Source organism: Paenibacillus tyrphae, assembly GCF_027925525.1.
In the GTDB taxonomy this organism is placed as follows: domain Bacteria; phylum Bacillota; class Bacilli; order Paenibacillales; family NBRC-103111; genus Paenibacillus_G; species Paenibacillus_G tyrfis_B.
Genome location: NZ_BSDJ01000071.1, coordinates 1 through 1,996 on the forward strand (window position 1 = coordinate 1; position 1,996 = coordinate 1,996).

General features: G+C 57.2%; 1 protein-coding gene. It reads right to left on the minus strand.

The features are described from left to right. On the minus strand, window positions 1-1,996 hold a 1,996-nt coding region (locus QMG93_RS34865; RefSeq protein ID WP_281944496.1), incomplete at both ends, for a condensation domain-containing protein.

Sequence of the window (1,996 nt, forward strand, 5' to 3'; positions counted from 1 at the left end):
CACCGAACGGTCGGCTAAAATGCCGACGATCGACTCTCTGCCAATGCCGCCCTCGCGCAGCGTGCTGGCGAGCCGGTTCGCCCGCTCGTTCAGCTCCCCGTATGACAACTGCTTGTCCTCGTACATGACCGCCGTCGCTTCCGGAGTGCGTGCTGCCTGCTCTTCGAACAGCCGGTGGAACGTTTTCTCCGGCGGCAATTCAGGTATCGCCGGGTTGAACGCATGCTGAATTTGTTCTTTCTCTTCCGCAGTCAGCAGGCCAAGCGCCGCAATTTTCGCCCCCGGATCGTTCACGATCGCTTCGAGCAATTGTTCGAAGTGCTTCGCCAGCCGCTCTACCGTCTCCCTTTTATACAAGGCGGTCGCATACTCAAGGATGTATTCCAGACCGCCGCCGATTTCCGTCACGTCCAAGCTCAGGTCAAATTTGGATACGATTTCCTCGCTCGGATATGGAGTCAATTGAAGCCCCGGAAGTCGGATTTCCTTGTTTTCCGTGTTTTGCAGAGTAAACATCGTGTCAAAGAGCGGATTGCGGCTTAAATCGCGGGCAACCTGCACTTTGTCGACCAGCTCTTCAAACGGATAGTTCTGGTGCTCGTAAGCGCCCAAGGTCGTTTCCTTGACCTCTTTCAAATAGTCTAGGAACGTCTTCTCCCCGGAAGGATAGCTGCGGATCACCAGCGTATTGACGAACATCCCGATCAGCGGCTGCACATCGCCATGGTTTCTTCCTGCAATCGGCGTTCCTACAATCAGGTCCTGCTGGCCCGTATATTTATGCAGCAGGATCGTATACGCCGCAAGCAGCACCATGTACAGCGTCGCTCCGCTTTCGGCCGCGAGCCGTTTCAGGCCTTCGCTCTTCTGGTTATCTATGAAAAATTGAAGCGCATGCCCTTCGTAGCTCTGCATAGCCGGACGCGCATAATCCGTCGGCATTTCCAGCACCGGCAGTTCCCCTTGGAACTGATCCAGCCAGTATGCTTCCTGCCGCTTTAACTGCTCCTGCTGTGCTTCGGACTGCTGCCATGCCGCATAATCCTTGTACTGAATGCGCAGCGGCTCCAGCTCTTCTTCGCTGTACAAGCGGACAAACTCTTCGATAAGGACGTCCATCGAGACGCCGTCGGAAACGATGTGATGCATGTCGAACATCAGGATATGCCGTTCTTTCGCCAGCTCAACCAGCCCTACCCGCAGTAGCGGCGGCTTCACCAGATCGAATGCGCGGACGAATTGCCGTACGACCTCTCCCGCTTCCTCTTCGCTCGCCTGCACATGCTCCACGGCAAAATCCGCTTGCGGGTAAACCCGCTGTACCGCTTCACCGTTCGCCATTTCAAAACCGGTGCGCAGCGTCTCGTGACGCGCGATCAGCCCGCGGAACGCCTCTTCGAACCGCTGCCGATCCAACGCCCCTACAAGCAGCATCGCTCCCGGCATGTTATAGCTTAACTCCGCCCCTTCCAGCTGATTCAGGATGAAGAGCCGTTTCTGCGCAGACGACAACGGATAATAGTCTCTTTCCTCAATCACCGGTATGGACGAATACGATCCTTCTTCCATCCGGGCAATCGCTTGGGCCATGTCTTCAACCGTGGAGCAGGTAAACACATCCCGCAGCGGGAAATCGACATTCAGCTCCTTGTAAATCTTGCTGACGAGCGTCGTTGCCCGCAGGGAGTGTCCGCCGAGATCGAAGAAGTTATCCTTCACGCCGGCGGTTGCAACCCCCAGCACTTCCTGCCATATGCGGACCAGCTTCGCTTCCAACGGAGTGCGTGGCGCGGTATATTCCGATCCGCTCGCGCCTCCTTCCGGCGCCGGCAGCGCCTTGCGGTCGATCTTCCCGTTCGGCGTCAGCGGCAAACGCTCCAGCTGCACGAAGTACGACGGAATCATGTACCCTGGCAGCTCCTGCGACATCGCGCTTCGCAGCCCGCTGGCTTGCAGTTCTTCCTCCGCCGTGTAGTACGCGCACAGCGCCTTCTGC